This is a genomic window from Propionibacterium acidifaciens DSM 21887 (assembly GCF_000426605.1).
Lineage (GTDB): Bacteria > Actinomycetota > Actinomycetes > Propionibacteriales > Propionibacteriaceae > Propionibacterium > Propionibacterium acidifaciens.
The window spans coordinates 1-15,477 of the sequence record NZ_AUFR01000046.1 but is presented as its reverse complement, the minus strand read 5'-3'; the positions used below and the strand labels follow the sequence as shown (position 1 = coordinate 15,477).

Below are 15,477 nucleotides of genomic sequence, written 5' to 3'. Positions count from 1 at the left end.
GTCGATGCTGCACCACGAGCACCTGTCCGCGAAATCAGACAGCGCCCCGTCGAGGGTGCCCTTCTGGGTCGTGACCGTGTCATTGGCGCCGGTCACATTCGACGAGTACGTCCGCAGATCATCGGGCCGGGCCGAGGACACGCCCCCCGCCTGGCCCGGGGCGGGTTCGGACCAGGGTGTGGTCGTGACCTCGTGGGGCTGCGGCAGCGGTACCTGGGCGGGTCCTGCGGGGGGCTTGTCGCCGTTGGACACCCAGTCCCAGCCCCTCTTGACAATGTTCTCCCGGTCCTGCCGGTCCGCCCACTCCCTGGCCCGCCTCCTCCGCTCACGTTCGGCCTGGGCGGCCTCCTTCAGCTTCTGCACCTCGGCCACCAGGTCGTCCAACGCCGACGCGATGTTCGTGCAGTCCGTCGAGGCTGTTTTCGCGTTCGTGTCGAACACGTCCGCGTAGTGGCCCTCGAAATCCGTCGACGCCGTCGACGCCCACGACGACCGCGAGGCCGCCTGCCCCGTCAGGGTGCCCGACAGCGCCGTCGCCGCCGACTTCAGGGTGTCGGCCGTGGCGTCGTCGAACGCCACCGGCTCGTCATAGGCTCCCAGCCTGCCCGAGTACTCGGCCACGACACGATCCTCCCCACACAGGTACAGACAGGCCGACACCGGGGGCGGGCGGCCACACCCCACCGACGCTAAACCCCCACACCAGGCGAACACCACCCCGACAGGGGCCGGCCCGGCCCGGGTGGGGAAGGAACCAGGGAACCCCCTCAGGGGGCTGGGGACCCGAAGCCCCACAGAGACACAGGACACGTACACTGCCCGAGAACCTGTAGGGCCCCGTGGACGAGCAGGTTCTCCAGCCGATCCGCACCCGGCACGGTCAACAGCCCCGTCCGAACTGCGCAGTCAGAACCCAGCGTCATCAAGTGAAGATCCCGGCCGAAAGGCACGGGGACGGAGTCCCGCAGGACCCTCCAGACCTCCCGACCAGCAGCGTTCACCCGGCCGATCGCTCCCCAGGGCTCCCTGCACGGCCCCGAGGCCGGCAGGCGCATCGGCCCCGGGACCGGACCGGGATCACCCGGTCACCACATCCCCCGCCCGGCTCCGAGCGCCAGCCTGAGGGCCAGCAGGACCATCACCACGCCGATGACCAGGTCCAGGCCCCGCCACAGCCCCGGGCGGGCCAACGGTCCGGACAACGCGCGGGCCCCGAAGCCGAGAGCGCAGAACCAGCAGGCCGAACCGCTCACGGCGCCGGCGGTGAAGAGCCACCGCAGCGCGCCGTGCTGGTTGGCCAGGGAGCCGATGAGGACCATCGTGTCGAGGTAGACGTGCGGGTTGAGCCAGGTCATCGCGAGCGTCGTGAGGACCACCGGGCCCAGCCCGGGACCGGCCTCGCCGCAGGCCCTGAGCGCCTCGTCATCGGGACGCAGCCCCGCGCGGAGGCTGACGAACGCGAACCAGCACAGATAGACCACCCCGGCCCGGGTCAGCGCGGTGAGCACCCATGCCGCGCGCTCCACGACGAACCCGATGCCCAGCGTGCCCGCGCTCATGAGGACGACGTCGGAGGCGATGCAGACGCCGACCACCCAGCCCAGGTGCGCCCGACGCAGCCCCTGCCTCAGCACCCACGCGTTCTGGGCGCCGATGGCGACGATGAGGCCGAGCCCCGTGACGAGGCCGGTGAGGTAGGTGTCCACCCCATCGACCCTAGCCGCGGAAGAAGGTGACTCCGTTCCCGGCGGGACTGCCACCCATCCCGGACGCGGATCGGGGCCGGCCCCGAAGGACCGGCCCCGATGGGTCTCGTGCGCCGTGTCAGCCCTGGTGGGTGCCCACCGAGCCAAGCTGCTGGCAGGCCTCGACGATGCGGGCCGACATGCCGGCCTCGGCCGACTTGCCCCAGCTGCGCGGGTCGTAGGTCTTCTTGTTGCCGACCTCGCCGTCGATCTTGAGGACGCCGTCGTAGTTCTTGAACATGTGGTCGGCGACCGGACGCGTGAAGGCGTACTGGGTGTCGGTGTCGATGTTCATCTTGATGACGCCGTAGCTCACGGCGTCGGCGATCTCCTGCGGGGTGGAGCCCGAGCCGCCGTGGAAGACGAGGTCGAACGGCTTGTCCTTGCCGTACTTCGCGCCGCAGGCGTCCTGGATCTCCTTGAGGATCTCCGGGCGCAGCTTCACATGGCCGGGCTTGTAGGCGCCGTGCACGTTGCCGAAGGTGAGGGCCGTGATGTAGCGGCCCTGCTCGCCCAGGCCGAGGACCTCGAGGGTGCGCATGCCGTCGGCGACCGTGGTGTACAGCTTCTCGTTGATCTCGCCGGTCACGCCGTCCTCCTCGCCGCCGACGGCGCCGACCTCGATCTCGAGGATGATGTAGGCCTTGGAGGTGCGGGTGAGCAGCTCCTTGGCGATCTGGAGGTTCTCCTCGACCTCGATGGCCGAGCCGTCCCACATGTGGGAGTTGAACAGCGGATCCTCGCCGCGGTCGACGCGCTCCTGGCTGATGGCGATGAGCGGGTTGACGTAGCTGTCGAGCTTCTCCTTCTGGCAGTGGTCGGTGTGGAGGGCGACGTTGACCGGGTAGTTCTTGGCGACGACGCGGGCGTACTCGGCGAGGGCGACAGCGCCGGTGACCTTGTCCTTGATGGTGGGGCCGGAGGCGTACTCGGCGCCGCCGGTGGAGATCTGCACGATGCCGTCCGAACCGGCGTCGGCGAAGCCGCGCAGGGCAGCGTTGAGGGTCTGCGACGACGTGATGTTGATCGCGGGGTAGGCGAAACCGCCCTTCTTCGCGCGATCGATCATCTCGGCGTAGACCTCAGGAGTTGCAATGGGCATGGATGCTTCTTTCTCTTGCTGTCATCCGAACGAACCGGACTGTCCGGGCCCGCAGGCCGAACGGTTCAACCTGGCGGGCACGACCCGCGGGCCGTGCCGGTTCCGATTCTTTCAAACACCGTCACCGCTTGGGAACCCGTCCCGGCCCGCGGCGGAGGATTCCCGGTGCCGAGCAGGGGTCACCGGCCCTGACCGGACCAGATGTCGTCGCAGACGATCATGTCGAGGTTGAGGCGCCCGCCGGAGTAGGCGTAGAGGCCCCCGTCGATCCCGCCGGGCAGGACGTCGAGGATGCTGAACGGCACCGCCCAGTGGGTGCCGTCGGTGCGCTCGACGCGCAGCTCGGGGCCCGGGGTGTCCCAGCGCCGCACGCCGCGGACGGCGGCCACCTCGCTCCAGGGCAGGTACTCGACGCGGTCGCCGTGGCGCAGCACGAGGCCGAGGCGCTCGATGCGCATCACCTGGCCCGGCACGAGCGCCTTCAGGGCCCGACGCAGGTCGTGCCGCCGGATGATCCGGACGAGCAGCCGGCCGAGGGCGTAGAGCGTCGGCGTGCACATGAGCACGACGACGAACAGCCTTCCGGGGCTCAGCGGGAACAGGGGCGCCGACGGAAGATAGGACATGAGCAGGGAGCCGGTGATGGCGGCGCTGATGACGATCGAGAGGATCAGGCCGACGAGGCCCTTCCGGGCGAGGGCGGCGCGCCGGACGAGCAGATCGGGCACGACCGACACCGTGAAGGCGGTGTGCACGGGCCGCGCGACGGCGCCCGGGTCGGTGCTCACGTTGATCTGGCTCACGCGGTCAGTCTAATCGGCGCGGACCGGCCGCCGCCGGACCGTGGTGTGCGGCCCCCTCCGGTCGTCCGGCGATCGGCGCGACGCCGGGCGCCCGGGGGGCCGTGCGGCCCGCGCAGCCATCTCAACTTGCCGGAAGACGTGCGGCCCGCACAGCCGGAGACCGTCACCGGGACCGCCCGGAACCGCCGGCGGGCCGGCCGGTCGGGTCGGACACTCCCCCGTCGCCGCCTCCGGCGTGCTGGAGCGCCCAGTGGTACATCGCGATGGCCGCAGCGGCACCGGCGTTGATCGAGCGGGTGGAGCCGTACTGGGTGATCGAGACGAGCACCGCGCAGGCATCCGCGAGCTCGTCGGTCAGGCCGCCGCCCTCGGAGCCGAACACCAGGCAGCACCGCTCGGGCAGCCGGACGCCCTCCAGCGGCACCGCGCCGGGCAGGTTGTCGACGCCGATCATCGTCAGCCCCTGCGCACGGCAGTGATCGACGAGCGAGGCGACGTCGGGGTGGTGGTGCACGTGGAGGTAGCGGTCGGTGACCATGGCGCCTCGGCGGTTCCACCGGCGGCGCCCGACGATGTGCACCCCGGCGACGTTGAAGGCGTTCCCGGTGCGGATGATCGAGCCGATGTTGAAGTCGTGGGCCCAGTTCTGGATGGCCACGTGCAGCGGGTGACGCCGCGCGTCCAGGTCGGCGACGATCGCCTCGACGCTCCAGTAGCGGTAGCCGTCGAGCACATTGCGCCGGTCGCCCTCGGCGAGCAGCCGGGGGTCATAGCGCCCGCCGGTCGGCCAGGGCAGCGGGGCCGGCCCGACACCGACCCGCGGGACCGTCGGATCGGCGGACCCGGCGTCCGCGCGTCCCGCCTTCCCACGGGGAGGCTCGAGGTCGCTTCCGGGATTTTCCACGCCGCCCCAGGTTACCCTTGTGTGGTGAATCTCATGACCCTGCTCACGCTCGTGCCCATGATGCCCTCCTGGATGGACCCCGCGACGATCATCCACGCCCTCGGGAACGGGGCGCTGTGGGGCGTCTGCCTCATCCTCTTCGTCGAGTGCGCCATCTTCCCCGTCCTTCCCGGCGACTCCCTGCTCTTCACGATGGGCATGTTCATCGCGATGAACCCGCCGTCCATCACCTTCGGGACGATGTCCAAGCCGCTCGTCTACGTCGTGGCGTGCGCGATCATGACCGTCTTCGCGGTCGGCGGCAACATCGCCGGCTATCACATCGGCAGGACCGTCGCGCCGTGGCTCTTCAAGCCGCGCGACGGCTTCATCGGCAGGGTCTTCAGCCCCAGGCACCTCGACGACACCCACGACTTCTTCGAGCGCTACGGCTCGAAGGCCCTCGTGCTCGGCCGCTTCGTGCCCTTCGTCCGCACCTTCGTGACGATGGTCGCCGGCGCCGCCGGGATGACCTTCCGCCACTTCATCTCGTGGACGGCCGTCGGCGGCGTCCTCTGGGCCTGGGGCATCACGCTGGCCGGCTGTCTGCTGGGCAATGTGGCGTTCATCGGCAACCACATCGATCTCATCCTCGTGCTCATCGTCCTCGTCTCGGCCATCCCCATGGTCATCGAGTGGTGGAACGGCAAACGCCGCGAGGCCAGGGAGGAGGCCGCCGTCGAGGAGACCCTGGCCGACCTCGTCGAGTGACCGCCCGGCCCGGGACCGTCCCCGAGCGGGAGCCCGCACCCCGCCAAGCGCCCTGCGGGGCCGGCCCGGCCGCAGTCGCACCCCGAGCGGGAGAGGGCTCTCGCGGCACGCGCCCCTCGGAACGAGGCGGACCCGCCGGGGGCGCGGACTCCATCGATGCCCGGACCCATCGAGGCGCACCCCCGCGGACGGAGGAGGGCCCCGGCACCGGATGGTGTCGGGGCCCTTCCGTCGTGCCGCGCGGGTCATCACCGCGCCGGCGCCGCTACTGCTGGGCGGGGGGCTGGAAGCCCGGGCCCTGCGGGTACTGCTGGGGCTGCGGGGCCCGCGGGTACTGCTGGGCGGGGGGCTGGAAGCCGGGCGCCTGGTTCTGCTGACCCTGGGCGATCGCTCCGGGCTCCTGCTGCTGGACGGGCCCGGGGGTCTGCTGGGTGTTGCCCCGGGTGCCGAGCTCGCTGAAGTCGACGTCCGGGTTGGCGCGCATGGTCGGGTCGTCCACCTGGAAGTAGGAGGCCTGGGTGAAGTGGAACATGCCCGCCACGATGTTGGACGGGAAGGACTCGACCTTCGTGTTGTAGTCCCCCACGACCGCGTTGTAGTAGCGGCGGGAGTTGGCGATGCGGTCCTCGGTCTGGGAGAGCTCGCCGACCAGCTGGCGGAAGCCGGCGTCCGCCTTGAGCTCGGGGTAGGCCTCGGCGGTGGCGATGATGGTGCCCACCGCGCCGCTCAGCTGCGACTCGACGGCCACGCGCTCGGCGCTCGGCGCGCCGCTCGTGTCGAGGGTCCGGGCCTGGTTGCGCAGGGCGATGACGTCGGCCAGCGTGGTGCGCTCGTACGCGGCGTAGCCCTTGACCGTCTCGACGAGGGACGGGATGAGGTCGTAGCGGCGGTTGAGCTCGACGTCGACCTGGCGCCAGGCCTCCTGGAGCTTGTTGCGCAGGCCGACGAGCTTGTTGTACGGGCCGATGAAGAGCACGACGACGATGGTCAGGAGAACGACCAGGAGGATGATTCCGATGATCATGTCAGAGCCCCAAATCCTTTGCTGAGTAGACGAAACGGTACTCGAGACCGGACTCGGCCATGGCCTCCGCGACGGCCCGGCCGGAACGGTCCACGATATCAGCGACACCCACGACCGTGGCACCGGCCTCGCGGAGCGCCTCGACGGCGGTCAGCGCGGAGCCCCCGGTGGTGGAGGTGTCCTCGACGACGAGCACGCGGCGCCCGGCGACGCCGGGGCCCTCGATGCGCTTGTGCAGACCATGGGTCTTGGCCTCCTTGCGGACGACGCAGGCGTCCACCGGGCGGCCCGCCGCTGCCGAGGCGTGCAGGATCGCTGCGGCGACCGGGTCGGCGCCCATCGTGAGGCCGCCGACGACGTCGAAGTCCCAGCCGGCGACCAGGTCGAGCATGACCCGCCCGACCAGCGGGGCGGCCGCGCCGGACAGCGTGATGCGGCGCATGTCGATGTAGTACTCGGCCTCCTTGCCGCTGGACAGCACGACGTGCTCGTGCACGACGGCCTCGTCGACGATGTGGCGCAGGAGTTCTTCGCGGTCGCTCATGGCACAGAGCCTATCCGGCCCGGGCGACGGAGCACGGCCTGGCGAGGAGCGGTGCTCCCCGCTCAGGCCTCCGATCCGGCCCGGCGCCTCGCGCCTCCGACGGCGGACGGACGAGACCCCCGGCGTGGCATGCCGGAAACGCGTGCGGGCCCAGCGCGAAGGGGGAACGAAACGACCTTCGGCGCCCGGATCGATCATGACTTTCTGAGGGTGGGCCCTGCGCGAGCGGGGAGCGACAGGGTCGTCGCGCATGAGCCGACGGTAGTCGGGGGTGGGCCCCGCGCGAGCGGGGAGCGACGAGCTGCCCCCCATCGTCTCGTGAATCTCGTCCGTCGTCGGCCCTGCGCGAGCGGGGAGCACGCCCCCGCCATCATGGGCCGGTAGGACGGCCATGGCCGCCGGGCGTGCACACCCGAGGACCTCCTCGCCGGTGCCGCTTGACAGTGACGTTGCGTCACCTGCTGGGGTGGTCCCATGCGCATCAAGGAGATGGCCGACCTGGCCGGCACGACCCCGCGGGCCGTGCGCCACTACCACCAGCTGGGCCTGCTCGACCTGCCGCCCACGGTACGGGGCCGGCGCGACTACGGCGTCGAGCACCTGGCCAGGCTGCTGCGCATCCGTTGGCTGGCCGGTGGCGGGCTGCCCCTGCCCCGCGTGGCCGAAATGCTCGCCGCCGACGAGTCCGAGACCGACCGGGACTCGGTGCTGCGCGATCTGCGTTCGGCCCGCCTGAGCATCGATGAGCAGCAGCGGGCGCTGCGCGAGCAGGCCGACCGCATCGACGGGCTCATCGCCCGGGTCGCCGACGGCGGGACGCTCTCACCGCTGCCCACCGTGCTCGCCCGTTTCTACGACGACCTCGAGCGCCGGATCCGCGCCACGGGGCGAGCGGCCTCGGACGGCGGCCTGCGGGTCCTGCGCACCGAGCGGAGGCTCACGATGATCCTCGCCTCGCGCGGCATGGTCCCGGCCGGCGTCGGCCCGTACGTGGAGGAGTTCGACGGCGACGAGCGCGACGAGTGCGTCCGCCAGGTCATCGCGTTCGCCCGCCTGGACGAGACGGGCGAGGCCGGCGCCCTTCAGCTGGCCCAGGACACCTGGGATCTGACGCTGCGCCACAAGGAGCAGGCCCTGGCCGTCCTGGACGACCTGCCCGGCGGACCCCTCGGGCGCGCCTTGTGGAAACTCACCGAGGTGCTGTCGAGCGCCAGCTATCCGCAGAAGAACCAGCGCATCTTCACCGCCGGATTGCTCGACCTGATGCTGGCCGACCCGGACTTCGCCGCGACGATCCGCCGCTCGGCGGGAAGGGAGGATCTGTCGCTGTGACGACGACGATCACCGACGACTCACCCGTCCGGGTGCGCTCCCTCGTCAAACGTTTCGGCCGCCTCACCGCCCTCGACGGCCTCGACCTGGAGGTCGCCGCCGGGCAGGTGCACGGCTTCCTGGGTCCCAACGGGGCCGGCAAGTCGACGACGATCCGCATCCTGCTGGGCCTTCACCGCCCCGATGCCGGCAGCGTGCGCGTGCTCGGGCGCGACCCGGCCCGCGAGGCCTCGTCCATCAACCGCGAGATCTCCTATGTGCCGGGCGACGTGGCGCTGTGGCCGAACCTGACCGGCGGGCAAGTGCTCGACGCGCTCGCCGGGCTGCGCGGGCGCCGCGACCGCGCCCACGAGGACGAGCTGGTCGAGCGCTTCGATCTCGACCCGAGCAAGAAGGTGCGCACCTACTCCAAGGGCAACCGGCAGAAGGTCGCGCTCGTCGCCGCATTGGCCGCTCCGACGCGGCTGCTCGTCCTCGACGAGCCGACCAGCGGTCTCGACCCGCTCATGGAGCGGGCCTTCACCGAGGAGATCGCCTGCGCCGCGGCGCAGGGGCGCACCGTGCTGCTGTCGAGCCACATCCTCGCCGAGGTGCAGCGGCTGTGCTCGGCGGTGACGATCATCAAGCAGGGCCGCGTCGTCGAGCACGGCGACCTGGAGACCCTGCGCAGGCTGGCCCTCACCCGGATCGAGCTGCGGGCCGACGGCCGGACCCTGGGACGCGTTGCCGCCGAGCTGGACGAGCGGGGCGTCCTGGCGGATCGGACGGACGAGCTGCTGTCCGTCCAGGTGGAGTCTGCGCTGGTGCCCCGGGTGATGGGGGCCGTCGCGACCTGCCGGGTGACGGACGTGAGCTGCGGGCCGGCCGGCCTGGAGGACCTGTTCCTGCGTCACTACGAGGACTCCCGATGAGCGCCACGGCGCATCCGGCCCCGGCCCCTCGCGGTGCCGGGCCGCGCCGGGCCGTGACATGGCCGAGGAGAACCGGCCCCCTGCAGGGGCTGGAGCCGTCCCTGCGTCTGCTGGTGCGACGTCTGCGGGTGCAGGTGCTCGCCTGGGCCCTGCCCCTGTGGCTGCTGCTCGCCGTCACGCCCCCGGCCTACGAGGACGTCTACCCCTCGTTGCAGGAGCGGGAACCGCTCGTGGAGAGCATGCGCGACACGGCGGGCACCCGGCTGCTCTACGGCGCCCTGCCGCTGCCCGGGCGGATCGGGCAGCTCGTCCAGTGGGAGACGGGCACCTACCTGTTGATCTGCGTGGGCCTCATGGCGACGCTGCTCACCTGCCGGGCGATGCGCGCCGACGAGGACGACGGCCTGGTCGAGGTGCAGCGCGGCAGCGGCGCCGGCCATCTGGTGCCCTTCATGGCACCCGTCCTCGTGGTCTGGGGAGCGGTCGCCCTGGTCGCCGGCGGGGCGGGCCTCGTCCTCACCGGCCTGACGAGGATCGTGTCGGAGCTGACGGTCTCGGGGGCCTGGGCGCTCGCCGGGGCCGTCGCGGCGACGGGCTGGGCCTTCGCCGCGCTGGCGGCCCTGTCCAGCCAGCTGTGCCGGCAGGCGGGCCCGGCCCGCGGGCTCGCCCTGACCGCGCTGGGGTGCTCCTTCGCGCTGCGGGTGCTGGCGGACGAGTCCGGGGCCGGCTGGCTTCGCTGGTTCACGCCCCTGGCCTGGCGCGATCTCGTGCGTCCCTACAGCGACGATCGCGTCTGGCCGCTCGTCGTGTGCGCCGGCATCGCCGTGCTGCTCGAGGCCGTGGCGGACGGGCTGTTCGCCCGCCGGGAGTACCTGGGCGGCTGCCTGCCCGACCGCGGCTCGTCCCGGAGGCGGTGGCGGCTGGGCGGGTACGCCGATCTGCAGGCGCGTCTGGCGCTGCGCAGTGCCGTGGCGTGGTCGGTGACCGTGGCGGCGACCTCCGCCCTGTTCGGCGCGATGACCGGCAGCGTCACCGGCCTGCTCGGGCCGGACTCGGCGACCGGCTCCTACGTCGGGAGGCTGGCGAGCGGCAGTCCGGTCGAGCAGTTCATGGGTCTGCTCACCGTCATGACCGTGCTGCTCGTCGCTGTGGCGGGGGTGCAGCGGGTGACCGCCCTGGCCGCCGACGAGCGGGCCGGGTTCGTGGAGTTCGAGGTGGCCGCCGGAGTCTCCCGCGCCCGGTTGTTCCTAGCGCAGGCGGGCGTGGCCGTCGTGGAGTCGGTCGTCCTGCTGGCGCTCTCGGGCGGGGTGCTCGCGGCCGTGACGGGCACCCAGCTCACCGACGATCACGCCGTGGGCCGCGCCCTCGTGCTCACGGTGAGCCAGGCGCCCGGCGTCCTGGCGGCGATCGGCATCGCGCTGGCGCTCGTCGGGCTGGCGCCGCGTCTGTCGGCCCTGTCCTGGGCGGTGCTGGGCTGGAGCGTCTTCGCGCAGTTCTTCGGCGCGCTCGTCGGGCTGCCGGACTGGGCGCAGGAGCTCAGCGTCCTCGGCCACCACCTCGATGTCATCGGCGACCCGGACTGGACTCCCCTGGCCGTGCAGACGGCGATCGGGCTCGCCGGCATGCTCGCCGGCCTGCTCGGCCACCGGCGCCGCGATCTGGCCCGGTGAAGACGAGAGGGGCGGGCCGGTGCCGATCCCCGTCCCTGGACTGCAACCACAGCGCCCACCCCCCGCGCAGTCCACGGGCCGGCGCTCACAGACGCATCCAGGGACGTGGAACCGGGCGACCACACCCTGTGGAGCAGGCCGAGAGGGGACCAGGCCCCGGGCGCACCCCGGTCTGGCCGCCTCCGCGGCCTCAGCCGGCGCCCCCGCCTGCCGCCCCTGCCGCCCCCGCGGCTTCAGCCGGCGCGCGGCGGAAACTGCGGTGCACGAGGACGAAGACGAGGACGAGAGCGAGGATCACGCCGCCGGCGACGATCGGCAGGATCGGCGAGATCCCGTACATGGCGGTGCCGGCCGTGGGCGAGACGACGTAGGTCAGCCCATTGGTCGCCCCGATCAGGCCGGCGAGGCCGCCCTGCTCCTCACGGCTCATGAGCAGGGTCGGGCCGGCGGTGTAGCCGGGCATGGCGATGCCGACACCAGCCCCGATCACCGTCACCGCGACAATGAGGAGCGCGGCCCCGCCATTGACGGCGAGCAGGGCGAAGCCGACGGCGCCCGTGAAACTCCCCACCCGCAGCAGAGTGGGGGGCGACCACTTCGAGCGGGGCACGATGATGCTCTGCGCCAGCACCATCCCGACGCCGGCGGCCAGAAGCGCCCCGCCGGTGACGAGACCGGTCGTGTTCGCGTCGAGGCGGAGGCGGTCCTGCACGAGGAAGCCGGTGACGACCTGGATGAGGCCCAGGGAGGTGAACATGCCGAAGCCCGCGACGAGGAAGGGCCAGACCCGGGGATCGGAGGGCCGCACATGCGTCGGCTCCGCGACCAGCTCGGCGCCCTCCTCGCGGTGCAGGGCGACGAGGACGACGAGCAGACCCGCGAGCAGGAAGACCGGCACCATGTCGACCGAGACCATGAGCGAGATGCCCGACAGCAGGCCTCCCACGAGGGCGCCGGCTATCGAGGCCATGCCCTGCGAGGCCCCGACGCCGGCCATGCCGCGCACGCGCTCCTCCTCGTTCGAGGTGACATCGGCGACGTAGGCCTGGGCCGTGGGCATGATCGCTGCGAGCGCCGCGCCGAAGACCAGCCCGCGGGTCAGGACGAACAGGCAGAACAGCGGCGTGCCGCTCAGGGCCCCTCCCACCCCCAGGGCGGCGATGAGAGCGAAGAGGGCCATGGTCGTGGCGCAGATCCCCAGCGCCGCGACGAGGACCGGCTTGCGCCCCCAGGACTGGGATCGACGCCCCCAGGACTGGCTGGTGAGGACGACCATCACCGCTGCGACGCTGATCGTGAGGCCTATCTGCCACTCCGCCAGCCCGACCTCGCGCGACAACGGCGCGATGACCGGGTTGAGCGTCGTCTGCCCCAGATAGGCCAGGAAGACCGCCGAGAGGACGACCCCGACCTGCGAGGAACTCCTGCCGCGCCGCTGCTTCCGTACCGTCTGCGAGGCCGACATGGCCCACCCCCTCCGACCCGCCGCCGGGCGGGCTTCGCATCTGCTCGATCGGCACCGGGACTGGGCTTCGGGACCTGCTGGACAGCCCATCCGAACCCCTCCCGGCGAACTAAGGACAGCCTATGTGAATGCTGTTCTAATTACAAGCCGGGGGGATCCCGCTGGAACCGATGAAAGGGAAGAAGACGAAGGAGAATACCTGGTCAATCGGGCATTCCGGCCTCGAGCCAGGCCTCGAGCCCGTCCATCAGCCGTTCGAGGACGTAGCGATAGTAGCGGTCCCGGGCCGCCTCGATCTGTTGCGCCGAACCGGTGAACTGTCTCAGCAGATCGCGACTCACCTCGCAGATGCCGGCGCTGTCGGCCGCAACCGCATCGAGCGAGCGGATGAGGCCCGCATGATCGCGGGGAGCGTCGCCCTCGTGCAGGACGCGATCGTCCGCCGCGGCGATCGTCATCACCGCCATGTTGGCCAGGGAACTGCAGGCGAGTGCCGCATTGCGCCCGAAACCCGCCCGCCGCAAGGAGGCGATCCCCGCGTCGATGACCGGGGAGAGGCCCGTGAGGACCGGGCCGTGCAGGAGCATCCACCGTGCCGTGCCCGGATAGGCGGCCAGGACGGGCCGGATCGGGAAGAGCGCCTCGCGGAACCACTGGCGCCACGGCATGACCCGCGTCGGCAGGCCCACGAGGGCCAGGACCCGCTCGACGACATGCTGGCTGAGCAGCTCGCGCCCGCCCACATGGTGGTAGATGACCGAGGGGGCGACCCCCAGCCGCTCCGCGAGATCGCGCAGGGACCAGGCCGTCAACCCGGCGCCTCGGGAGAGCTCGACGGCGGCATCGATGACGGCGCCCGTGTCGAGCCCGACATGGTAGGAGTCCCGCCTCCCCCTCGCACTGCGGGCATCGCCGCCCTCGTCCGTCATCATCACCGTCCTGACCGCCGTCCCAGTGCCAGCCAGGCTACTCCGGCGAACCCCATTCTCGTCCCCGAACCGCAGCCACAGCGCCCGCCCGCGCACAATCCACGCGCAGACCCCCACAAACGCATCAAGGGACGGCCGCGGCCTCTGACACACGGGGAAGCAGAGCGGGGCGGCCCACCCCGCAGACCCCGCGCCTGCCGTCTCCGCGGCCTCCGCAGCATCCTCAGGCGCCGGCCGAATCCCCGTCTGCCGTCTCCGCGGCCCCCGCCCCTCAACCGCAGCCACAGCACCCACCCCCGCACAATCCACGCGCAGACCCCCACAAACGCATTAAGCGCATTAAGGGACACGACCGGGCGGAGAAACGAACCGTCATCACCGCCCGGGAACGCCGATCGTCTCGCCATCGGCGAGCATGGTGGGCCGGGAGGCACCCTCGTCCTGCAACGAGGCGACCACGTGCCGAGCGACGGCCGGCCGTCCTCGTCGAGGAGACCGTCGTGGACGCCGAGGATGAGCCCGGTCGCAGGGCACGCACACAACGAATCAGGTCGCTGGCGCGCAGCCACGGCGCGTCGGCCGGGGTGACGAGGGCGGTGAGACGCCTCGGGGAACCGGATGCTCATCGCCGATGACGAACACCGACTCGTCGACCAGACAGGCGCGGTCCTCCGGGCCCGCCGGAGTCGGGCTCAGCTCGGCGTGGCGATCCCCGGCCACGTGGACCGAGAGACCGCCGATGCGCGGCATCGCACCGGGGACGACCTCGTGCAGTCCGTCTCCTCCGCCCGGTTCGGCAACCGCGCCGCCCGGCCACGTGCACGGACCACGGTGCAGGGCCTCTCCGAGGAGCCTTCGGAGCGAGGCGATCGGAGTGCAGGCGGATGCCGGGCACGGCACCGACGACGAACGGGCCCGGGCAGGGCCCGAACCGGCCGGGACCGGGCAGGAGACCATGGCCCCGTCATCGATCAGCAGGAAAACGCGACAGGCCTCCACCACCCGAACCGGAGCCATGACACGGGATGCCGCCGGAACAGACCCCGCCCCGGGGACGAAGGACTACGAGTGGTCTCCGACCACGGTCGATGCGGCGCAGGCCCCGCGCCCCGCGAGCGGAGGTCCACCGACGGCCACGAGGACTGCACTCTGACGCGCAGGCCCCGCAGCCGGAGCGCGAGAGGTTCCTGCCGGCGCGGGGTCTGCGCGGCCCCGTCCGGGATCCCCCGATCCTCAGCGCTCGACGCGACCGGCGATGAAGTCCTCGGTGGAGGCCATGGCGTACTCGTCGTGGCGCTGCTCGGGCGGGGACTTCATGAAGAAGGACGACGGCGACAGCAGCGGGCCGCCGATGCCGCGGTCCAGGCCGATCCTGGCGGCGCGGATGGCGTCGATGACCACGCCGGCGGAGTTCGGGGAGTCCCAGACCTCAAGTTTGTACTCCAGGGAGACCGGGGCTCCGCCGAAGTTGTGGCCCTCCAGTCGCACGAAGGCGAACTTGCGGTCGTTCAGCCAGCCGACGTAGTCGGACGGCCCGATGTGAATGTCCTTGTCGGCGAACTCCTTCTCGACGTTCGAGGTGACGGCCTGGGTCTTGGAGATCCTCTTCGAGACCAGCCGCTCGCGCTCCAGCATGTTCTTGAAGTCCATGTTGCCGCCGACGTTCAGCTGGTAGGTGCGGTCGAGAGTGATGCCGCGCTCCTCGAAGAGCCGGGCCAGCACACGGTGGGTGATGGTGGCGCCGATCTGCGACTTGACGTCGTCGCCGATGATGGGCAGGCCCGCGTCGGCGAACCTCTGCGCCCAGGCCGGGTCGGAGGCGATGAAGACCGGCAGGCAGTTGACGAAGGCGCAGCCGGCGTCGATCGCGCACTGGGCGTAGAACTTGTCGGCCTCCTCCGAACCCACCGGCAGGTAGGAGACGACGACATCGGCCCGTGCGTCCTTGAGGGCGCGGACCACGTCGACCGAAGGCTCGGCGGACTCCGTCACGGTCTCGCGGTAATACTTGCCGAAGCCGTCGAGGGTGACGCCGCGCTGCACCCGCACCCCGGTCGGGGCGACCTCGGCGATCGTGATGGTGTTGTTCTCGGACGCGTTGATGGCGTCGGCCAGGTCGAGGCCGACCTTGGCGGCGTCGACGTCGAAGGCCGCCACGAACTCGATGTCCGAGACGTGATAGTCGCCGAACCGGACGTGCATGAGCCCGCCCACCGTGCTGGTCGGGTCGGCGTCGGCGTAGTGGGTGACGCCCTGCACCAGCGACGACGCGCAATTGCCCACGCCGACGATGGCGAC

14 protein-coding genes are annotated in these 15,477 nt (G+C 71.5%); 4 read left to right on the top strand and 10 right to left on the bottom strand.

Annotated features, from left to right (window positions below):
* The 5 genes from K336_RS0111650 to K336_RS0111630 form a co-directional block, all read right to left on the bottom strand.
* Positions 1–621: hypothetical protein (locus tag K336_RS0111650; protein ID WP_028707125.1), on the bottom strand; the 621-nt coding region annotated here is incomplete at its 3' end.
* 464 nt (positions 622–1,085) lie between these two features.
* A complete protein-coding gene (locus tag K336_RS0111645; protein ID WP_021798838.1) occupies positions 1,086–1,706 on the bottom strand; it encodes a LysE/ArgO family amino acid transporter in 621 nt (206 codons plus the stop codon).
* 118 nt (positions 1,707–1,824) lie between these two features.
* Positions 1,825–2,847 (bottom strand): class II fructose-bisphosphate aldolase, encoded by a 1,023-nt coding sequence (gene fbaA / locus K336_RS0111640; protein WP_028707124.1) that lies wholly within the window; start codon positions 2,845–2,847, stop codon positions 1,825–1,827.
* A 179-nt stretch (positions 2,848–3,026) separates the two neighbouring features.
* Positions 3,027–3,650 carry a hypothetical protein gene (locus tag K336_RS0111635; RefSeq protein ID WP_028707123.1) on the bottom strand — a complete coding sequence of 208 codons (624 nt, stop codon included), beginning with the start codon at positions 3,648–3,650 and terminating at the stop codon, positions 3,027–3,029.
* Between the two features lie 163 nt (positions 3,651–3,813).
* Complete coding sequence (locus K336_RS0111630; protein WP_233418765.1) at positions 3,814–4,446, bottom strand: TrmH family RNA methyltransferase; 633 nt, start codon at positions 4,444–4,446, stop codon at positions 3,814–3,816.
* Between the two features lie 141 nt (positions 4,447–4,587).
* Between K336_RS0111630 and K336_RS0111625 the strand changes: the two genes are divergently transcribed.
* On the top strand, positions 4,588–5,304 hold the full coding sequence (locus K336_RS0111625) for a DedA family protein (protein WP_021798835.1): 717 nt from the start codon (positions 4,588–4,590) through the stop codon (positions 5,302–5,304).
* Between the two features lie 265 nt (positions 5,305–5,569).
* On the opposite strand, the gene K336_RS16255 is transcribed toward K336_RS0111625, so the two are convergent.
* Positions 5,570–6,328, bottom strand: coding sequence for a LemA family protein (locus tag K336_RS16255; protein ID WP_081660813.1), 759 nt, complete (start codon positions 6,326–6,328; stop codon positions 5,570–5,572).
* A gap of 1 nt (position 6,329) precedes the next feature.
* Entirely contained in the window at positions 6,330–6,872 is a 543-nt protein-coding gene (pyrE, locus tag K336_RS0111615) for an orotate phosphoribosyltransferase (protein ID WP_021798828.1), read from the bottom strand.
* A gap of 474 nt (positions 6,873–7,346) precedes the next feature.
* Between pyrE and K336_RS0111610 the strand changes: the two genes are divergently transcribed.
* From K336_RS0111610 to K336_RS0111600, 3 genes are read left to right on the top strand one after another with little or no spacing between them, the layout of a single operon-like run.
* Positions 7,347–8,204 carry a MerR family transcriptional regulator gene (locus K336_RS0111610; RefSeq protein ID WP_028707121.1) on the top strand — a complete coding sequence of 286 codons (858 nt, stop codon included), beginning with the start codon at positions 7,347–7,349 and terminating at the stop codon, positions 8,202–8,204.
* On the top strand, positions 8,201–9,115 hold the full coding sequence (locus tag K336_RS0111605; RefSeq protein ID WP_021798824.1) for an ABC transporter ATP-binding protein: 915 nt from the start codon (positions 8,201–8,203) through the stop codon (positions 9,113–9,115). The genes K336_RS0111610 and K336_RS0111605 overlap by 4 nt, the downstream gene beginning before the upstream one ends.
* Complete coding sequence (locus K336_RS0111600) at positions 9,112–10,785, top strand: ABC transporter permease (RefSeq protein ID WP_233418764.1); 1,674 nt, start codon at positions 9,112–9,114, stop codon at positions 10,783–10,785. The genes K336_RS0111605 and K336_RS0111600 overlap by 4 nt, the downstream gene beginning before the upstream one ends.
* Before the next feature lie 190 nt (positions 10,786–10,975).
* Here K336_RS0111600 and K336_RS0111595 read toward each other — a convergent pair whose 3' ends face one another.
* The 3 genes from K336_RS0111595 to K336_RS0111575 form a co-directional block, all read right to left on the bottom strand.
* Positions 10,976–12,250, bottom strand: coding sequence for an MFS transporter (locus K336_RS0111595; RefSeq protein WP_021798823.1), 1,275 nt, complete (start codon positions 12,248–12,250; stop codon positions 10,976–10,978).
* 203 nt (positions 12,251–12,453) lie between these two features.
* Complete coding sequence (locus tag K336_RS0111590; protein ID WP_211223503.1) at positions 12,454–13,182, bottom strand: TetR/AcrR family transcriptional regulator; 729 nt, start codon at positions 13,180–13,182, stop codon at positions 12,454–12,456.
* A gap of 1,230 nt (positions 13,183–14,412) precedes the next feature.
* Positions 14,413–15,477: inositol-3-phosphate synthase (locus K336_RS0111575; RefSeq protein WP_051245744.1), on the bottom strand; the 1,065-nt coding region annotated here is incomplete at its 5' end.